The organism is Aromatoleum diolicum (assembly GCF_012910955.1).
Lineage (GTDB): Bacteria > Pseudomonadota > Gammaproteobacteria > Burkholderiales > Rhodocyclaceae > Aromatoleum > Aromatoleum diolicum.
In genome coordinates this window covers 57,965-75,274 of record NZ_WTVQ01000001.1, presented here as the reverse complement: position 1 = coordinate 75,274, position 17,310 = coordinate 57,965, and the positions used below count along the sequence as shown (strand labels likewise).

16 protein-coding genes and 1 pseudogene are annotated in these 17,310 nt (G+C 65.8%); 7 read left to right on the top strand and 10 right to left on the bottom strand.

The window, feature by feature from the left end:
- Positions 1-108: 108 nt before the first annotated feature.
- The 4 genes from GPA25_RS00370 to GPA25_RS00355 are packed head-to-tail and all read right to left on the bottom strand — an operon-like array spanning position 109 to position 4,352.
- A complete protein-coding gene (locus tag GPA25_RS00370) occupies positions 109-1,266 on the bottom strand; it encodes an FAD-dependent monooxygenase (RefSeq protein WP_169258365.1) in 1,158 nt (385 codons plus the stop codon).
- Positions 1,253-2,605, bottom strand: coding sequence for an aminopeptidase P N-terminal domain-containing protein (locus GPA25_RS00365; protein WP_169258364.1), 1,353 nt, complete (start codon positions 2,603-2,605; stop codon positions 1,253-1,255). The genes GPA25_RS00370 and GPA25_RS00365 overlap by 14 nt, the downstream gene beginning before the upstream one ends.
- Before the next feature lie 56 nt (positions 2,606-2,661).
- Positions 2,662-3,351 carry an N-acetylmuramate alpha-1-phosphate uridylyltransferase MurU gene (gene murU / locus GPA25_RS00360; protein WP_246265142.1) on the bottom strand — a complete coding sequence of 230 codons (690 nt, stop codon included), beginning with the start codon at positions 3,349-3,351 and terminating at the stop codon, positions 2,662-2,664.
- Complete coding sequence (locus GPA25_RS00355) at positions 3,351-4,352, bottom strand: phosphotransferase (protein ID WP_169258363.1); 1,002 nt, start codon at positions 4,350-4,352, stop codon at positions 3,351-3,353. The genes murU and GPA25_RS00355 overlap by 1 nt, the downstream gene beginning before the upstream one ends.
- Positions 4,353-4,464: 112 nt before the next feature.
- Here GPA25_RS00355 and GPA25_RS00350 point away from each other — a divergent pair, with 112 nt between their 5' ends.
- From GPA25_RS00350 to rsmA, 4 genes are all read left to right on the top strand, one after another.
- Positions 4,465-6,927 carry an LPS-assembly protein LptD gene (locus GPA25_RS00350; RefSeq protein WP_169258362.1) on the top strand — a complete coding sequence of 821 codons (2,463 nt, stop codon included), beginning with the start codon at positions 4,465-4,467 and terminating at the stop codon, positions 6,925-6,927.
- Positions 6,928-6,962: 35 nt separating this feature from the next.
- Positions 6,963-8,282, top strand: coding sequence for a peptidylprolyl isomerase (locus GPA25_RS00345; protein WP_169258361.1), 1,320 nt, complete (start codon positions 6,963-6,965; stop codon positions 8,280-8,282).
- A gap of 8 nt (positions 8,283-8,290) precedes the next feature.
- The gene (gene pdxA, locus GPA25_RS00340; RefSeq protein ID WP_169258360.1) at positions 8,291-9,265 is read left to right on the top strand and encodes a 4-hydroxythreonine-4-phosphate dehydrogenase PdxA; all 975 of its coding nucleotides are present in this window, start codon (positions 8,291-8,293) and stop codon (positions 9,263-9,265) included.
- 160 nt (positions 9,266-9,425) lie between these two features.
- Complete coding sequence (gene rsmA, locus GPA25_RS00335) at positions 9,426-10,205, top strand: 16S rRNA (adenine(1518)-N(6)/adenine(1519)-N(6))-dimethyltransferase RsmA (RefSeq protein WP_169258359.1); 780 nt, start codon at positions 9,426-9,428, stop codon at positions 10,203-10,205.
- A 60-nt stretch (positions 10,206-10,265) separates the two neighbouring features.
- Here the strand turns inward: rsmA and GPA25_RS00330 are convergent, their stop codons facing one another.
- From GPA25_RS00330 to GPA25_RS23815, 4 genes are all read right to left on the bottom strand, one after another.
- Complete coding sequence (locus GPA25_RS00330) at positions 10,266-10,460, bottom strand: YgaP family membrane protein (RefSeq protein WP_169258358.1); 195 nt, start codon at positions 10,458-10,460, stop codon at positions 10,266-10,268.
- A 165-nt stretch (positions 10,461-10,625) separates the two neighbouring features.
- Positions 10,626-11,303: a Crp/Fnr family transcriptional regulator gene (locus GPA25_RS00325; protein WP_169258357.1), complete on the bottom strand. Its 678-nt coding sequence runs from the start codon at positions 11,301-11,303 to the stop codon at positions 10,626-10,628.
- 29 nt (positions 11,304-11,332) lie between these two features.
- Complete coding sequence (gene xth, locus GPA25_RS00320) at positions 11,333-12,094, bottom strand: exodeoxyribonuclease III (protein ID WP_169258356.1); 762 nt, start codon at positions 12,092-12,094, stop codon at positions 11,333-11,335.
- A 216-nt stretch (positions 12,095-12,310) separates the two neighbouring features.
- Positions 12,311-12,856, bottom strand: a complete 546-nt coding sequence (locus GPA25_RS23815) for a sugar transferase (protein ID WP_343034777.1) — start codon at positions 12,854-12,856, stop codon at positions 12,311-12,313.
- A gap of 114 nt (positions 12,857-12,970) precedes the next feature.
- On the opposite strand from GPA25_RS23815, the pseudogene GPA25_RS23810 reads away from it, so the two are divergent.
- The 3 genes and pseudogenes from GPA25_RS23810 to GPA25_RS00305 all read left to right on the top strand — a co-directional run.
- A pseudogene (locus tag GPA25_RS23810) lies at positions 12,971-13,361 on the top strand (UDP binding domain-containing protein); the annotation flags it as partial.
- Positions 13,362-13,400: 39 nt separating this feature from the next.
- A complete protein-coding gene (locus tag GPA25_RS23805) occupies positions 13,401-13,607 on the top strand; it encodes a nucleotidyltransferase family protein (protein WP_211162889.1) in 207 nt (68 codons plus the stop codon).
- Between the two features lie 410 nt (positions 13,608-14,017).
- On the top strand, positions 14,018-14,197 hold the full coding sequence (locus GPA25_RS00305; protein ID WP_169258355.1) for a hypothetical protein: 180 nt from the start codon (positions 14,018-14,020) through the stop codon (positions 14,195-14,197).
- A gap of 48 nt (positions 14,198-14,245) precedes the next feature.
- On the opposite strand, the gene GPA25_RS00300 is transcribed toward GPA25_RS00305, so the two are convergent.
- Together GPA25_RS00300 and GPA25_RS00295 are read right to left on the bottom strand one after the other, a co-directional pair.
- Positions 14,246-16,303: a M3 family metallopeptidase gene (locus GPA25_RS00300; RefSeq protein ID WP_169258354.1), complete on the bottom strand. Its 2,058-nt coding sequence runs from the start codon at positions 16,301-16,303 to the stop codon at positions 14,246-14,248.
- Between the two features lie 166 nt (positions 16,304-16,469).
- Positions 16,470-17,243 (bottom strand): DUF2189 domain-containing protein, encoded by a 774-nt coding sequence (locus GPA25_RS00295; RefSeq protein WP_169258353.1) that lies wholly within the window; start codon positions 17,241-17,243, stop codon positions 16,470-16,472.
- Positions 17,244-17,310 lie beyond the last annotated feature (67 nt).

Here is a 17,310-nt window from a genome sequence, read left to right as displayed (position 1 = left end):
ATAACGCTGACCATGAATTGTTCGCCCGCCATCATATAACGTTACAAAATGTGTGTTGTGGCGACCTGCTGCGGAAATTCAACAATTGACTGGCAGTGAGGTTGCGGTTCAGGGCCAGGCGCGTGCGCCGAACATCATGCGGCGGGCGATGAAGTGTCGCAAGGGCGGCAGCATGTCGAGCGCGAACAGGGCCGCCCCGCGTGCGTGATGCAGGGGCGCGATGTCGTTGCTGAAGATGCGGACGAGACTGTCGGTAAAGTGGATGGCGCCGAAGCGGTCGAGGCGGCGGGCATCGCGGTAGGCGGCGAGGGTCGCGGGCAGGCCCGGGTCGCCGGGATGGTCGAGCAGGGCCCTGGACAGTGCCCAGACGTCGCGCAGGGCAAGGTTGAAGCCCTGGCCGGCAACCGGGTGGAGGGTCTGCGCGGCGTTGCCGAGCCAGACCGTGCGCGTTGCGACGGGGTTGCGTCGATAGCGCAGACCGAGCGGATAGCGCAGGCGCTCGGCTATGCGGGTGAAGCAAACCCGACTGCCAAAGCGCGCCTGCAGGTGCGCGAGGTAGGCGGTGTCGGGGAGCGCGAGGAGTTCGGTCGCGCGTTCGGGGGCGACGACGTGCACCAGCGCGTAATCCTTGCCGTGCGGCAGCAAGGCGATCGGGCCGTCTGCGGTGAAGCGCTCGAAGGCGGTGTCGTGGTGGCTGCCGTCGATGCAAAGGCGCGCGATCAGGGCGTGCTGATGGTAGTCGCGCTCGACGATATCCGTTGCGCCGGCCTTCAGTCCCCCTTCGGCGCAGGCGACGAGGCGGGCCGTGGCGCAAGTGCCGTGCGTGCGGGCCCCCGGGCCGGCGAGCGTGGTGGTGACCGCATCGCTGGCGGGTGTTAGCGCGGCGACCTCGGTTTCGTCCATGACGGCGATGCCGGCACGTTCGACCGCAGCGCGCAGTTCGGCGGCGAGTGCGCCGGCGGGCAGCACGTAGCCGAGCGCGGGCAAGCCATAGTCCGTGGCGTCCAGTCGCGTACGGCCGAATCCGCCTTGCTGCGAGATGTGGATGTGGCGGATCGGTGTTGCGGGCAGGCGGTCCCAGACGCCGAGACGTTCGAGCGTCAGGCGCGTGCCATGGGCGAGCGCCAGCACGCGTGGGTCGGCGGTGATCGCGCCGCGCGCACGGGTATCGGCAAGCGCGATCGCGAGGCCGCTGTCCCTTAGCGCGAGGGCGAGCGCGAGCCCGACCGGTCCGGCGCCGACGATCAGCAGGTCATGTTGCGGCATCGCGAGCCTCGCGCATGACGCTCTCGATCTCCGCGACCGTGCGCGGCGCGGCGTCGGTGATGAATTCGCAACCGGTGGCGGTGACGACGGCGTCGTCCTCGATGCGCACGCCGATGTTCCAGAAGGCCTCCGGAACGTCTGCTGCAGGCCGGATGTAGCAGCCCGGTTCGACGGTGAGCACCATGCCCGGTTCGAGTGGGCGCCAGTCGCCGTCGCGCTTGTATTCGCCAGCGTCATGCACGTCGCGACCGAGCCAGTGGCCGGTGCGGTGCATGTAGAAACGGCGGTAGTGGCCCTGTTCGATGACTTCGTCGAGGCTGCCCGTCAGCAGCTTCAGGTCGAGCAGGCCGCGGGCGAGGACATTCACGGCGGCATCATGCGGCGCGTTCCAGTGTGTGCCGGGACGGATGGTGTCCTTCGCGGCGCCTTGTGCCGCGAGCACGAGTTCGTAGATGTCGCGCTGCGCCGCCGAAAAGCGCCCATTGACGGGGAAGGTCCGCGTGATGTCCGAGGCGTAGCCGTCGAGTTCGCAGCCGGCGTCGATTAGCAGCAGGTCGCCGTCGGCCATCAACCTGTCGTTTTCGACATAGTGCAGCACGCAGGCATTGGGGCCGCTGGCGACGATCGAGGGATAGGCGGGGGCCTGGCTGCCGGCGCGGCGGAAATGGTGGATCAGCTCGGCTTCGACTTCGTATTCGTGGCGGCCGGGGCGCGTCGCGGTCATCGCGCGGCGATGGGCTTCGCCGGAGATCTCGCCGGCGCGGCGCATGAGCGCAAGCTCGGCGTCGTCCTTGAGGATGCGCATTTCGTCGAGTTCGGCGCGCACGTCGCGGATCGCGTGCGGTGGTACGACGCCGGCTCGGGCATTGGCACGCACGGCATTGAGCGCGCGCAGGATGCGGGCGTCCCAGTCGCTGTCGTGGCCGAGGCTGCACCACAGCGCAGGCTGGTTGGCGATCAGTTCGGGCAGGCGCAGGTCAAGGTCGCCGATGGTCCAGGCCTCGTCGAAACCAAAGCGCTCGCACGCGGCATCCGGCCCGTGGCGGTAGCCGTCCCAGATTTCGCGCTCTTCGTTCTTTTCGCGGCAGAACAGGACGGTTTTCGGGTTGTCGCCGGCGATCAGCACGACCACCGCTTCAGGCTCGCCGAAGCCGGTAAGGTAATGGAAATAGCTGTCGAAACGGAACGGATAGTGCGTGTCGCGGTTGCGTGCGTATTCGGGTGCGGTCGGCAGGATGGCGATGCCGCCACCGTGCGCCGTGATGTGGGCCAGCAGCCGTTCGCGGCGCGCGCGGAACGGAGCGATGTCGGGAGCGAGGCGGTCCGAAAGGGTATTCATCGGTCGATTATGGCATGCAGGGGGTGTCGGGTTCGACCGGTCCGTCCCGGTCGCGTTCAGGCGGCCGGTTGCCGGAGCCGTTCGTCCAGTTCGCTGAGGCGTGCCGGGGTGCCGACGTCCAGCCAGTAGCCGGTGTGCAGTGCGCCGCTGACGCGTCCGGCGTCCATCGCCTCGCGCAGCAGCGGGCCGAGGGCCGCGCGGCTGCCCGGCGCGATGCCGGCAAACAGCGCGGGGTGATACACGCCGATGCCGGAAAAGGTCCGTCGTGGGGTGCCGTCGCGGTGCAGGCGGTTGTCGGCGAGGTGGAAATCGCCGGCGGGGTGGTGCTCAGGGTTCGGCACCATCAGCAGGCGGGCGAGGTCGCCCTCCGGCGACAGTGTTTCGCCGGCTGCGCGCAGCGCCGCGAGATCCGCATCGCAGAAAATGTCGCCATTGATCGCGAGGAATGGCGCGTCGCCGAGTAGCGGCAGGGCCTGGCGGATGCCGCCGGCGGTCTCCAGTGCCTCGGTCTCCGGCGAATAGCGGATGCGCAGACCAAATTGCCGGCCGTCGCCGAGTGCGTTTTCGATCATCGCGCCGAGGTGGGCGTGATTGATCGCAACCTCGTCGAAACCGGCGGCGCGCAGGCGCTCGATCTGCCACACGATCAGCGCCTTGCCGCCTGCCTGCAACAAGGGCTTGGGGCAGGTGTCGGTTAGCGGGCGCATGCGTTCGCCGCGCCCGGCGGCGAGGATCATCGCGCGCATCAGAAGGTGTAGCCGACTTCGACCGGTTCGGGATCGAGCTGGTCGAGCAGCTTCAGCAGCGGGCCGAGGTCGCGGTAGCGCTTGCACGCGCGGCGCAGGTAGTCCATCACCAGCGGCATGTCGCGCAGGTAGCCGTCCTTGCCGTCGCGGTGATACAGGCGCGCGAAGATGCCCAGCACCTTGATGTGGCGCTGCACGCCCATCCATTCGTAGTCGCGATGGAACTCCGAGAAGTCGGCGCGCACCGGCAGGCCGAGCGCGCGTGCCGCTTCCCAGTAGCGCGCCAGCATGTCGAGGGTGAAATCCTCGTCCCAGTGGATGTAGGCATCCTTGAACAGCGACGCGAGGTCGTAGCTCAGCGGGCCGTACACCGCATCCTGGAAGTCGATGATGCCCGGGTTGCCGCCGTCGGGCAGGTACATCAGGTTGCGCGAGTGGTAGTCGCGGTGCACGAAGACCTGCGGTTCGGCGAGGTTGACCGCAAGGATGCGGTCGAAAGTGTCCATCAGCGTCACACGCTGGCGATCGTCGAGCGTGACACCCTTGTGGTGGGCGATATACCAGTCCGGGAACAGGTTCAGTTCGCGCAGCAACAGTTCGCGGGAATATTCGGGCAGGGCGCCGGGGCGGCTCGCCTGCTGGATCGCGATCAGGGAGCCGAGCGCGTCGGCGTAGAGGTGCGCCGCATTGCCCGGGTTCAATGCGACGAGGTAGGTCGTGCTGCCGAGATCGGACAACAGCAGGAAGCCCTGCTCGAGGTCCTGCGCGAGCACTTCGGGGACATGCGCGCCGGTGTCACGGAAGAGCTCTTCGACCTTGAGCCAGGGGCGGCAGTCCTCGTGCTCGGGCGGAGCATCCATGACGATGCGGCTGGCGCCGTCTGCGGTGCGGACGCGGAAATAGCGGCGAAAGCTGGCGTCGGCCGATGCCGGGCTCAGTTCAAAGTCCTGGCCGGGCAGCTGCGCGGCAAGCCAGTCGTTCAGTTGGGTGAGTCTGTGCACCGGGTTCTCCACGACGCTTCGTGTAAAATCGGCGAGTTTATCAAAACGCCGTGACTGTGCCGGACATGGTCGGTCGGCAATCATCCAAGACTGGGGAAAGTGCTTGCGCGAAATGCGATTGAGAACGCAGCTGCGGCTGATTCCGCTGTTGCTGTGCTGTTTCTCGGGCTCCGCACTGGCGGCCGGATTGCCGCCGCTGGTCGTGTCGCCGGACCTGGTGCGTGGCGGGACTGCCCGGACGCCCGCCAGGCCGGCGCCCGCTGACGCCCGTCCTGCGCCAGCCGGCGAAGTCCGTGAACAGCCCGCGGCGGCGAAGCCCGGTGCGAAAGCCGGCGCCGAGGGCGGTGCCAGATCCGTGATCCAGCCCGCTGCACCACCGGCAGCGGCGGCGGACCTGGCAGCCGGCGCGACGGAGGTTCGCGCCTTGCGCATCCGGGGTACGCATTCGGTCGAACTGGTTGCCGAGGGCGAGGCCGAGCTGCAGCGCGATGACCTGCTGCTGTCGGCCGACAAGCTGGTCTACCGCGAGCTGGAGGACGAGGCGCAGGCCGAAGGCAATGTGCGCCTGACCCAGGGCGACGACAGCATGAGCGGGCCGCAGGCGCGCCTCAAGCTCGCAGAGCGGGTCGGGGCCTTCGAATCGCCGGAATATCGTTTCAGCCGCAGTGCGAAACCGCTTGCAGGAGAAGCTGCGCGGGAGCGGTCGGCAGGGGGGCAGGAGTCCGAGCGGGTCGTGTCGGGTGGTGGTCACGCCGACGTGATGTATTTTGAAGGTGAGAATCAGTACCGCCTGAAGAATGCGACCTGGTCGACCTGTGAGGCGAGCGACCCCGACTGGTATATCAAGGCCGCTGACTTGCGTCTTGATTACGACCGCGAGGTTGGTGTCGCGCGCGGTGCCTCGGTGGTGTTCCAGGGGGTGCCGATGCTGTGGTGGCCGTGGGCGGAGTTTCCGCTGGTCGGGCAGCGCCAGTCGGGCTTTCTGGCGCCGACCTACGGGGCGTCGAACAAGGTCGGTCTCGATATCTCCATTCCTTATTACTGGAATATCGCACCCAATTACGACGCGACGATTGCGCCGCGCATCATGGGGCGACGCGGCGTGCAGCTGGCCACCGAATTCCGCTACCTGACGGCGACCCAGCGGGGTGAAAGCCGGGTCGAATGGCTGCCGCGTGACAACGTCACCGGCGAGGAGCGGGCGCTTGGCTCGTTCCAGCACCAGCAGATCATTACCCCCAGCCTGTTTGCGTCGGTCGACTGGAACGGCGTGACCGACAAGGAGTATTTCGAGGATCTGAGTTCGCGCCTGTCGGTCGCGTCGCGGGTAAACCTGGTGCGCTCGGGGAGTCTGAACTACGCCGGCAGCGAATGGTGGAATGCTTCGGCGCTGGTGCAGAGTTACCAGACGCTGTCGGGGGGCGAACCCTATCGGCGTCTGCCGCAGTTGCTGCTCAATGCGAACCGCAGCGAACTGCCGGCAGGCACGGCGTTCGCCTTCCGCGGCGAGTATGTGAAGTTCGACCACCCCGACGCGAACATGCCCGAGGGCAGCCGCTTCACGCTTTATCCTCAGGTATCGCTGCCTTTCGAGCGCGCCGGCTATTACGTAACGCCGAAGCTCGGGCTGCATCACACGCAGTATTCGCTCGACCGCGGTTTGCCCGAGGTTGCGGGCGGGCCGCTGACCAAGAGCGAGTCGATTACCCGCTCGCTGCCGATTTTCTCCATCGACAGCGGCCTGACGTTCGAGCGTGAGGCGGATTTCTTTGGCCGCAACTACCTGCAGACGCTCGAGCCACGCGTCTATTACGTCAAGGTGCCGCATCGCGAGCAGGACGATATTCCCTTGTTCGATACGTCGCGCTACGACTTCGGATTCGCGCAGATCTTCTCGGAAAACCTGTATTCGGGCGGCGACCGCATCGCCGACGCCAACCAGGTCACGGCCGCGGTCACGTCGCGCCTGATCGATCCCGAAACCGGCGCCGAGCGTCTGCGTGCGACGGTCGGCCAGCGTTTCTATTTCGACGACCAGCGCGTCACCCTGCCAGGCGAAGTGCCGCGCACCGGGCGCCGTGCAGACGTTCTCGCGGCGTTCAGCGGGCGCGTCGCGCAGGCCGTATCCCTCGACTCGGCGTGGCAGTACAACCCGCGCGACACCTGGACCGAGCGCTTCAATTTCGGCGTGCGCTACCAGCCTGATTACGCCAAGGCACTGAACCTTTCCTACCGCTATTCGCGTGACATCCTCCAGGATCTGGACGTCTCCGGCCAGTGGCCGCTGGGCGGCCGATGGTACGGTGTCGGGCGGGTCACCCGTTCCCTGAAGGAAAACCGCGTTACGGAAACCATTGCCGGGCTCGAGTACGACGGCGGTTGCTGGGCCTTCCGTGCCGCGGTGCACCGTTTTGCCACCAATCCCGACGACGTCACCCAGGCGGTCTTCCTGCAACTCGAACTGAACGACCTGGCCAGTGTCGGCTCCAGTCCGGTCAATCTTCTCAAACGCAGCGTTGCCGGTTATGGGAAGATCAACGAACCCATCGGCGACCGCGTTTTCGGTTCCGAATGAGTGTCACGCAGCCCCCATCCACATCACGACAGACCATGATACGAATCCCTTCGCGCTTGAGCCTTGCCCTGTTTGCCGGCCTGTCCTGCGTCGCCGCACTGCTTCCCGCCCATGCGGCCACCCCGCGTACGGTCGAAGTCGACCGCATTGTGGCGGTCGTCAATAACGAGGTCATCACGACGCTCGAACTGCGCGATCGCGTCCAGCAGGCCAGTCGCCAGCTCGCGCGCCAGGGCACGGCGCTGCCGCCTGCCGAGGTGTTCGAGCGGCAACTGCTCGAGCGGCTGGTGCTCGAGCGCGCGCAGTTGCAGCTTGCGGCGGAAACTTCCTTGCGCGTTGACGATGCGACGCTCGAACGCGCCATTGCGCGGATCGCCGAAAACAACCGCCTGAGTCTCACCGACCTGCGCCTGACGCTGGAAAAGGACGGCGTCAGCTGGAACCGGTTCCGCGACCAGATCCGCAGCGAAATCCTGCTTACCCGCCTGCGCGAGCGCGAGGTCGACAGCCGGGTGGTGGTGACCGATGCTGAGATCGACAACTTCCTGACCAACAATCCGGAGGCCCTGTCGGGCGAGGAATTCCAGATTGCGCACATTCTGGTGCGCGTGCCCGAAAGCGCGGACCTCAAACAGATGTCGGAGCGCGCAGCGCGTGCTGAGGATGTGGCAGCGCGCCTGCGCGCGGGGGAGGATTTCGGTCGTCTCGCTGCCGCGTATTCGGATGCGCCGGATGCGTTGAACGGCGGCGACCTGGGCTGGCGCAAGCGCGACCGCCTGCCGGCGATGTTCGCCGATGCGGTGCGCGGAATGAAGCCGGGCGAGGTGTCGCAGATCATGCGCAGTGCGGCTGGTCTGCACATCGTCAAACTGATCGACAAGCGCGGGAGTGGTGCCGCCGAGGCGCAGCAGATGCAGCAGACGCGGGCGCGTCACATCCTGATCCGGACTTCGGAGATCCTTACCGATGCCGACGCGGAGAGTCGCCTGATCGGCCTGCGCGAGCGCGTCGTCAATGGCGCGAGCTTTGCCGATCTGGCCAAGGCGCATTCTGCCGACTTGTCGTCGGCGAAGGGCGGCGATTTGGGCTGGCTCAATCCGGGTGATACGGTGCCCGAGTTCGAGCGTGCGATGGACGCACTCAAGCCGGGCGAAGTCAGTCCGCCGGTGCGCTCGCCCTTCGGCTGGCACCTGATCCAGGTCGAGGCGCGTCGCACGCAGGACGTGTCCGATGAGCGCAAGCGCAACGCCGCACGCAATGCCCTGCGCGAGCGCAAGGCCGACGAGGCGTACGAGGAGTGGTTGCGCCAGCTGCGTGACCGGACCTACGTCGAATTCCGGACGGAAAAGGACTGAGCGCTCAATTGTCGGCTCTCCCCATTTTCGCCATCACGAGCGGCGAACCTGCCGGCGTGGGGCCGGAGTTGTGCGCGCGGCTGCTCGAGCGTGACTGGCCGGTGCGCCTGGTGGTGCTCGGCGATATCGGGCTGATCCGGGCGCGTGGCGGCAAATCGCGACGGGTGGTGCCGTTCGATGCGGCGCTTGGCCGAGGACCGGCCGGCGCGCTCGAAGTACTGCATGTGCCGCTGAATGCGCCGGCGCAGGCGGGAGTGCTCGACCCGGCGAATGCGAGCTACGTGCTGGCGCTGCTCGATCGGGCGCTGGCGGGGTGTCAGTCCGGCGAATTTGCCGGCATGGTGACGGCGCCGGTGCACAAGGGCGTCATCAACGATGCCGGCGTGGCATTCACCGGGCACACGGAGTATTTGGCCGAGCACACGCATACGCCGCTGGTGGTGATGATGCTGGTCGGCGGCGGGCTGCGGGTGGCGCTGGCGACGACGCATCTGCCGCTCGCCGCGGTGCCGGCAGCGATCACGCGCGAAGTGCTCGAGGAGACGCTGCGCATCCTGCATGCCGATCTGGTGGCGCGCTTCGCGCTGGCAGCGCCGCGCATCCTGGTGGCGGGGCTCAACCCGCACGCGGGCGAGGGCGGGCACATGGGGCGCGAGGAAATCGAGATCATCACGCCGGTGCTGGAGACATTGCGTGCCGAGGGGATGCGCCTGATCGGGCCGTTGCCCGCGGACACCTTGTTCGTGCCGCATACGCTGGAGCAGGGTGACGCGGTGCTGGCGATGTATCACGACCAGGGCTTGCCGGTGCTGAAGCACGCGAGTTTTGGCGGCGGGGTGAATGTCACGCTGGGGCTGCCGATCATCCGCACCTCGGTCGATCATGGCACGGCGCTGGATCTCGCCGGGACCGGGCGCGCCGACCCGGGTAGTCTGTTCGCTGCCGTGGAACTGGCGATCGACATGGCGCGCGTGCGCGCCTGAAGTTGCCGTCGGTGCGGGTGACCCGCCCCCGCTGCGGTGGCTTCCGGTGCTCGATGGCGCGCGGCGGACGCCTCGCCCCGAAAGCCGCCGCAGCGGGGGCTGCATTGTGCAAACGCTGCGCGGCCCCGCTTCCTTGAATCAAGAAGAAACGAGAAGACCAATGACCGAGCACCGTGCCCGCAAGCGTTTTGGGCAGAACTTCCTGTCCGACCCGAACATCATCCGCAAGATCATCGACGCGATCCGGCCGGTGGCGGGCGAGACCATGGTCGAGATCGGCCCCGGCCTGGGGGCGATGACCGATCCGCTGGTCGAGCGTCTGGGGCATCTCCACGTGGTGGAAATCGACCGCGACCTGATTGCCCGCCTGCAGGAACGCTACACCCTGGAGCATCTGACGATCCACCAGGGCGATGCGCTGAAGTTCGATTTCGGCCAGCTTGGGGCGCCGCTCAGGGTCGTCGGCAATCTTCCGTACAACATCTCCACCCCCTTGCTGTTCCACCTTGCCGCGTATGCGGGCCAGGTCAGCGACATGACCTTCATGCTGCAGAAGGAGGTGGTGATGCGCATGGTGGCGGAGCCGGGTACCGACGACTATGGCCGCCTGTCGGTGATGCTGCAGTACCGCTTCCGCATGGGGCGGCTGTTCGATGTGCCGCCGGGGGCGTTCCGCCCGGCGCCCAAGGTGACGTCCAGTATCGTGCGGATGGTTCCGCTGCCGCCCGAGCAGCTTGCCGCGCAGGACGAGGGGCTGCTGGAAAGCATCGTCGCGGCGGCGTTCGGCCAGCGGCGCAAGACGCTGCGCAATACGCTGCGGGATTTTCTCGACGAACGGGATTTTGCCGCACTCGGGCTCGACCCCGGCCTGCGTGGCGAGCGCCTGAGTGTTGCCGAGTACATTGCCATTGCCAACCACGTCGCGATGAAGTCGAAGTGATGGCGGAAATGAAAAAGCCGGGTTGCCCCGGCTTTGGTGATGCGATGCGTCGCGAGCCGTTCAGGCTTTCTTCATCGGGCAGGTGTTCATGCCGAAGATCGAGTAGGCCGGGCACCAGCCCAGCAGGCCGGTAGCGAGGGGTACGACGCCGATCCACGTCCAGGGGGCACCGATGCCCATGATGGCGAGGACGATCAGTACCAGGCCAGCGACGATGCGCAGGATCTTGTCCATGCCGCCAACGTTTGCATTCATGATTTTCTCCGTTCGGGTGTCAGGATGAGCAAGCGTATTTGACCACCCGATCGGCGGCGGGTCTGTAACCTCGGTTACACAGCGGGGGGCGTCCGATACCTGTTCTTCCGCTCACGGGGCGTCACCACGTTCGAAGTGCCCCCGTGGCGGAGCAGGGCGCCCTGTCTAGTCCTGCCGCCCTTCGCTGGCCATCTTGCGCAGACCCGCGGGGTCGAGGATCTCGATCTGTTCGCGTGACAGCTTCACCAGGCCCTGTGCCGCAAAGCCTTTCAGCAGCCGGCTGACGAATTCGCGCACGCTGCCCAACTCGTCGGCGAGTTGCTGGTGCGTCACGTGGAGGGTGTGGCCCTTGCCGAGCAACTGTGCGGCGAGGCGCTGATCGAGGCGGTGAAATGCGACTTCCTCGATCAGTTGCATCAGATCGGCGATGCGCTCGGCGAAAAGGTGGAACACGAAGCTGCGGAATGCGGGTTCGGCGAGAAGTTCGTCGAAGTCGTGCTTTGGCAGCAGCAGCAACACGGTATCGGCTTCGGCGATGCCGCGCGCGTTGTAGTCCTCGTGACCAAGCAGGCAGGATGAGGAAATGATGCAGGTTTCGCCCGCTGAGACGCGGTACAGCGGCAGTTCGCGCCCGTTGGGGGCGCATTTCACCACGCGCACCGATCCTTCGACGACGAAGGGAAACCCTTCGCAGGCCTGATGATCGTCGAACAGCAGACTCCCCGCCGGTACCCGTGCCCAGCGAGCACCACGTAACAGACGCAATTGTGCGGACTCGGGCAGCGCCGAAATCATCGGGTAGCGTTCGGCGAGACGTGCCAGTTCCGGGGGATGTGGGTTCATTGGCGTTCAGCGTCCGGTGCGTGGTGGGCTTACAGGTCGAACTCGACGCTCACCGGCGCGTGGTCCGACGGGCGTTCGAGTTTGCGCGGCGTCTTGTCGATGGTGCAACTGCGGCAGCCGGCGCACAAAGCCGGTGACACCAGGATATGGTCGATGCGCAGGCCGAAATTGCGCCGGAAAGCGCCCATGCGGTAGTCCCACCACGAATAGCTCGACTCGGGCTGGTCGAATTGCCGGAACACGTCGCGCAGTCCGAGTGCGGCCAGGGCCGCGAACGCCGTCCGTTCGGGGGCCGACACATGGATCTCTTCTTTCCAGTCGGGATGGGCGTCGCGGTCTTCCGGGGCGATGTTGAAGTCGCCCGCCAGCACGAGGCGCTCGTGGGTCTTCAGTTCCTCGCGCAGCCAGTCGGTGAGCGCGGCGAGCCAGCGCAGCTTGTAGGCGAACTTGTCCGAGCCGACGGCCTGCCCGTTCGGAAAATACGCGCTGATCACGCGAACGCCGCCGATCGTGGCGGCAATGATGCGCTTCTGCTCGTCGGCGAAGCCGGGGATGTCGCGCACGACTGCTTCGAGCGGCGCCGGGCTGAGGATCGCGACGCCGTTATAAGTCTTCTGGCCGTTGAACGCCGCGTGGTAGCCGACCGCTTCGAGTTCCGCGACGGGGAAGGCCTTGTCCTCCATCTTGAGCTCTTGCAGGCACAACGCGTCGGGGCGATTCGCGGCGATCCAGTCGATGACGTGGGGCAGTCGGACTTTGAGCGAGTTGACGTTCCAGGTGGCGATTTTCATGCAGGCGGGGATCCTGGGGTTTTTCGGGGAATTTCTGGTCCCCTTGCGCCGTAGCTACGCATCTGCCTACAGACAAGGGCTTCATTGCCGCCATTGTGCCAGTGGCCGCACCGTCGTCGCCATTATCGCACCGTGGCCGGGCGCGCCGGCTCGGTGACGAGGGCGTCCGCGCCCCGGCGGTCAGGTCCGGTCGCCCTCGCGGGAGGCTCGTCTGCGTCAATACGCGTTGCGGTCTTTCACCACCAGCAACGCCGTCTTGAAGATGATCCAGAGGTCGAAGCCCAGGGACCAGTTACGCAGGTAGTCGAGGTCGTACGCGATGCGCTTTTCTATCTTGTCGACGGTATCGGTTTCCCCCCGATAGCCGTTTACCTGGGCCCAGCCTGTGATCCCGGGTTTCACCTTGTGCCGGATCATGTAGCCCTTGATCAGCCTGCGGTAGGTCTCGTTGTGCGCGACCGCGTGCGGGCGGGGGCCGACGATGCTCATGCGTCCCTGCAGCACGTTGAGGAACTGCGGCAGCTCGTCGAGCGAAGTCCGGCGGATAAAGGCGCCGAAAGCTGTGATCCGGCCGTCGAGGCCGTAGCGCCGTTGCTTGAAGATGACGGGGCCGGGCGAGGAAAGCTTGACGCCGATGGCGACGGCCAGCAGCAGCGGGGTCAGCAGCAGCAGGATCAGGAGCGCCAGGATGAAATCCGACAGGCGCTTGACGATGTTGTTGAAACCGGTGAAGGGCGTTTCGCACACGCCCACGACGGCCATGCCGCCGACGTTTTCGAGCCGCCCCTGGATCAGGTCGGTGACGAAGATGTCGGGTACGAAATAGATCGACGCGGTTGTGTCCTTGAGGTCGTCGAGCAGCGCAAGAATGCGCGGCTGTGGGGCCGTTGCGGTTACGGGGGCTCGTGCTTCCCCAACGACGTCAAGGCGCTGATCAGCATGGCGGACGAGCATGGTGGCGAGCTGAAAGTGCTGTCGGCGGTCGAGGCCGCCGCGAACGAGGCACAGAAGCACGTGCTGATCGACAAGATCGTGCACCGCTTCGGCAACGACCTCAGCGGGCGCCGCTTCGCCCTGTGGGGGCTGGCCTTCAAGCCCGATACCGACGACATGCGCGAAGCACCCAGCCGGGTGATCGTGGACGAGCTGTTCCACCGCGGGGCCACTGTCACGGCCTACGACCCGGTGGCGATGCGGGAAGCCGAAAAGGGTCTTCGGCGACGAACCGCGCCTGAGCTACGCCGGGCGGCCGAAGAGCGCGCTCGACGCGGGGCAGGGCACGCGGGTACGCCCGCTGACAAAGGACGTGCCGAAGCCGATGGTGCCGATCCTCGGCAAACCCGTACTGGAATACCTGATCGAGCATCTCGCCCGTTACGGCGTGAACGAGACCATGATCAACGTCGCCTTCAATCACCACAAGATCGAGGAGTACTGCGTCGATCGTTCCGGCGAGACGCTCTACGTTGGAGACGACCGCACCGCGCTGCGCTGGGGCGACGCGCGCGGTTGAGCGAGGGGGCGCCAGGCCCCGGACAGCGGGTCAGGGGACGTACGCCAGGCGCGGACAGCTGCCGTGCAAGGGCCCCCCTGCTGCGAACGGGGCGCCCGGCCGTCGGATGCGGCAAACCGGTTCGGCGTCGCCCCTGAACTCGCCGACCACTTCCTCTATGCCATATTCAAGCGAACAGGTGGCAACGCGCACCGTGCGTCGATGCGCTCCATGGCAGGCTGCAAGCGGGTCGTGCGTGTCGGAAGACTTTACACACAGCCCCTTTAGTGGGGGGGAATTCCGCCGCTGATCCGCCATGTGGCGTTATGGATACGCCCTCTTGGCAGGATGGCGCAAATTTTGCGTGTGCCTTGATGAGGGCGCAGCCACTTGCCCTTCGCGATTCGGCATATGTCCGCGAGGAGATCACAATGACGTACCAAGGAAACGAGATGCGCGTCGATTGGGTGATGCGGCAATATGTCGAAACGATCATCCAGTACCTCGCGAAAGGTGGCGACCATGCAAATGCCAGGATGAACATGACAGAGCGTGGCGTACCGGTGCATGTTCAGCGCCGGGTCATGGACGCCACCGTATCGGTCCACTGAAGGCCCTCATGATGGCGCACGCGGATTCGCGCGCGCCATGTGGCCGTATCAGGCGCTGACCATGCCATTGTGGCGCAGCAGCGCATCCACCCGTGGTTCCCGCCCGCGAAATGCCTTGAACGAATCGAGTGCGGGGCGGCTGCCGCCGACAGCGAGGATCTCGCGCCAGAAGCGTTCACCCGTTTCGCGATCCAGCAACGACCCTTTGCCGGCGCCGGCCTCCTCGAAGGCCTCGAAGGCGTCCGCCGACAGCACTTCCGCCCACTTGTAGCTGTAGTAGCCCGCCGCGTAACCGCCGGCGAAGATGTGCGAAAAGCTGTGCGGGAAGCGATGCCAGGCGGGCGGGATCATCACTGCAACTTCGCTCCGCACCTCATCAAGCAGTGCCATCACACGCTCGATCGGCACCGGTCCGCCGGATGCGTCGACCTCGCTGTGCAGCCGCAGATCGAACATCGAGAATTCCAGCTGGCGCACCGTCTGCATGCCGCTCTGGAAGTTCTTCGCCGCGATCATCTTGTCGAAGAGTGCGCGCGGAAGCTGCGCGCCGGTGTCGACATGCGAGGTCATGCCGGACAGCACGTCCCATTCCCAGCAGAAGTTCTCCATGAACTGGCTCGGCAGTTCGACCGCGTCCCACTCGACCCCGTGGATGCCGGACACCGCGAGGTCATCGACGCGCGTCAGCAGGTGATGCAGGCCGTGGCCGCATTCGTGGAACAGCGTCAGCACGTCGTCGTGCGTGAAAGTCGCCGGCTTGCCGCCCACCGGGCCGGGGAAGTTGCAGACCAGATAGGCGACGGGCGTCTGCGTGCCGCGCGGACCGACGTAGCGGCTCCTGGCCGAATCCATCCATGCGCCGCCACGCTTGGTTTCGCGCGCATGCAGGTCGAGGTAGAAGTGCCCGACGGTCACGCCGCCCTTGTCGATACGGAAGAAATGCGCGCTCGGATCCCACTTCGGCGCCTCGTCGGCGACGATGTCGACGCCGTACAGCGTGCGGATCACGCCGAACAGTCCTTCGAGCACTTTGGGCTCGGGGAAGTACTGTTTCACCTCCTGGTCCGAGAACGCGTAGCGGGCTTGGCGCAGCTTTTCCGACGCATAGCCGACGTCCCAGGGTTCAAGGGGGTCGAGCTTCAGTTCGCTGCGGGCGAACTCCTTCAGCTCCGCAAGATCGCGTTCGGCGAAGGGTTTCGCCTTGGTCGCGAGTTCGCGCAGGAAGCCGAGCACCTCACCAGCCGATTCGGCCATTTTCGCGACCAGAGAGACTTCGGCGAAGTCGCGATAGCCCAGCATCTTCGCTTCCTCGGCGCGCAGTGCAAGGATCTTGCCGATCAGCGGACCGTTGTCGAGCTCGGGTCTGCCCTGCTCGGACGCGCGTGTCGCATACGCGCGATACATCCGGGCGCGCAGCTCGCGGTTGTCCGCATACTGCATCACCGGCAGGTAGGCGGGCATCTGCAGGGTGAATTTCCAGCCCGGTTTGCCGTCGCGTTCGGCCGCAGCGCGCGCCGCCGCGATTGCGTCGTCGGGTAGGCCGGCGAGCATGGACGCGTCCTCGATCCATTCCGCGTGGGCGTTGGTCGCATCGAGCAGGTTCTCGGAGAACTTGGCGGCGAGGGCCGACATCTCCTCCTGGATTTGCTTGAAGCGCGGCTTGTCAGCGTCGGGCAACTCGGCGCCGGACAGGCGGAAGTCGCGCAATTCATGGTCGATGATGCGCTGTCGCGCCGGCGTCAGCATGTCATATTCGGCGCTGCCGAAGAGCTGCCGGTACTTGTCGAACAACTCCAGGTTCTGCCCGACCTCGGCGTAGAAGCTCGACACTTCGGGCAGCATCGCGTTGTACGCTTCGCGCCATTCCGGCACATCCATGACGCTGTGCAGGTGGCCGACGATGCCCCAGGCGCGGCCGAGCCGTTCGCCTTCCTCGGTCATCGGGGTGACAAAATTGGCCCACGTCGGCGGCGCCGGATCGGCGACCAGTTCCGCGATCAGCGCGCGGTTCTCGTCGATCAGTTGACGGATGGCCGGGGTGACGTGCTCCGGCCGGATCGCGTCGAAGCGGGGCAGGGTCGAAAAGTCGAGCAGGGGATTGGACATGCAGGGCCTCGGGGACGCTTGGGCAAAGTCGAACAGACGGAAATGGCAAAGCCGGCGTGGCGAGCCGGCTGACAAGGCATTCTAACCGCAGCGCGAGCATGACGGCGTCTGCCGCTCGGGGTTTGATGTCCCCGCGTGGCAGACGCGGCAGCGCGTGGGCGCACTGTTACTCGACCAGGTCCTTGTAAGCATGCCAGGTGGCGTGGCCGAGCAGCGGCAGCAGCGCCACCATGCCGATCATCATTGTCGCGAAGCCGATGCCGATCAGCACCACGATCAGCGCCGCCCATACTGCCATCGCGCCGAGGTTGAAGCCGACAGCACGGGCGCTGGTCATCATCGCCGTCACCATGTCCGACTTTCTATCCATCAGCATCGGCACGGAAACCACCGACAGGGCGAAAACCACTCCGGCGATCGCTCCGCCCACAACCAGATAGGAAACGACGAAGTGGGTGTACGCGCCGGACAGGAAGACGTCCGCGAAGAAATTACCGAGATCCGGCGCAACCCCCTCATAGAACAAGGCGAACAGGATTGCCGACAGACGTTCCCACGCCAGCAGCACTACGGCGAGGAAGGCCCCGTAATAGAGCAGATGATCGCCGTGCTCGCGCAGGCCCCGCAAGGAGTCGGCAAAGGTCGCCGACTCGCCACGCTCATGGCGCCGGGAGATTTCGTACAAGCCGGCTGCCGCCAGCGGTCCGACCAGGAAAAAGCCGGAAATCGCCGCAGTAAACAAGTAAGGGAGATCCGCCGCGTAGGCGAGAATGACGTAGCCAATCGCGGCGAATATCAGACCATACGCCAAACTGGCGCCGAAATTCGCGCGCATGTCATCCCAGCCCATGCGCAGCCACATCAATGGCCGGCTCGCATCGACCTGTCGTACGTGGGGCAGGTGAAAATGGCGATCCAGGGTGTTAAAAGGCTTGTCCATGGTGGCCTCCTTGGGGGTGGAAGTACCTTGGGACTGCCCATATGACTGCAGTGCGATCGGTAGCAGC

Bases quoted from the DNA above. Each gene is read 5' to 3' on its own strand.
- GPA25_RS00370 (WP_169258365.1), bottom strand. From the start codon at position 1,266: ATGCCGCAACATGACCTGCTGATCGTCGGCGCCGGACCGGTCGGGCTC.
- GPA25_RS00365 (WP_169258364.1), bottom strand. From the start codon at position 2,605: ATGAATACCCTTTCGGACCGCCTCGCTCCCGACATCGCTCCGTTCCGC.
- murU (WP_246265142.1), bottom strand. From the start codon at position 3,351: ATGCGCGCGATGATCCTCGCCGCCGGGCGCGGCGAACGCATGCGCCCG.
- GPA25_RS00350 (WP_169258362.1), top strand. From the start codon at position 4,465: ATGCGATTGAGAACGCAGCTGCGGCTGATTCCGCTGTTGCTGTGCTGT.
- GPA25_RS00345 (WP_169258361.1), top strand. From the start codon at position 6,963: ATGATACGAATCCCTTCGCGCTTGAGCCTTGCCCTGTTTGCCGGCCTG.
- rsmA (WP_169258359.1), top strand. From the start codon at position 9,426: ATGACCGAGCACCGTGCCCGCAAGCGTTTTGGGCAGAACTTCCTGTCC.
- GPA25_RS00330 (WP_169258358.1), bottom strand. From the start codon at position 10,460: ATGAATGCAAACGTTGGCGGCATGGACAAGATCCTGCGCATCGTCGCT.
- GPA25_RS00325 (WP_169258357.1), bottom strand. From the start codon at position 11,303: ATGAACCCACATCCCCCGGAACTGGCACGTCTCGCCGAACGCTACCCG.
- xth (WP_169258356.1), bottom strand. From the start codon at position 12,094: ATGAAAATCGCCACCTGGAACGTCAACTCGCTCAAAGTCCGACTGCCC.
- GPA25_RS23815 (WP_343034777.1), bottom strand. From the start codon at position 12,856: ATGGCCGTCGTGGGCGTGTGCGAAACGCCCTTCACCGGTTTCAACAAC.
- GPA25_RS00305 (WP_169258355.1), top strand. From the start codon at position 14,018: ATGACGTACCAAGGAAACGAGATGCGCGTCGATTGGGTGATGCGGCAA.
- GPA25_RS00300 (WP_169258354.1), bottom strand. From the start codon at position 16,303: ATGTCCAATCCCCTGCTCGACTTTTCGACCCTGCCCCGCTTCGACGCG.
- GPA25_RS00295 (WP_169258353.1), bottom strand. From the start codon at position 17,243: ATGGACAAGCCTTTTAACACCCTGGATCGCCATTTTCACCTGCCCCAC.